This is a genomic window from Mesorhizobium sp. M8A.F.Ca.ET.181.01.1.1 (genome assembly GCF_004792025.1).
Taxonomy (GTDB): Bacteria; Pseudomonadota; Alphaproteobacteria; order Rhizobiales; family Rhizobiaceae; genus Mesorhizobium.
On sequence record NZ_SRTV01000088.1, the window covers coordinates 1 to 372 of the forward strand.

The 372-nt window shown below is 62.1% G+C and carries 1 protein-coding gene; it reads left to right on the plus strand.

What is annotated here, in order from left to right:
* Window positions 1-372: 1-deoxy-D-xylulose-5-phosphate synthase N-terminal domain-containing protein (locus EN824_RS33705; protein ID WP_281041409.1), on the plus strand; the 372-nt coding region annotated here is incomplete at both ends.

The window sequence follows — 372 nt, forward strand, 5'->3', positions numbered from 1 at the left end:
GCTTCAACTACATCGGCCCGATAGACGGCCACGATCTGGATTCGCTGATTCCCACGCTGCAAAACATCAAGGAACTGCGCGGCCCGCAATTCCTGCACGTGGTGACCAAGAAAGGCCAGGGCTACAAGCTCGCCGAGGCCGATCCGGTGCTGTATCACGGGCCGGGCAAGTTCAATCCGGCTGAAGGCATCAAGCCGGCCGTGTCGCCGTCGAAGAAGACCTACACGCAAGTGTTCGGCGAGTGGCTGTGCGACGCCGCCGAACTCGACGCGCGCGTAGTCGGCATTACGCCGGCCATGCGCGAAGGCTCGGGCATGGTGGAGTTCGAGAAGCGCTTTCCGGACCGTTATTTCGACGTCGGCATTGCCGAGC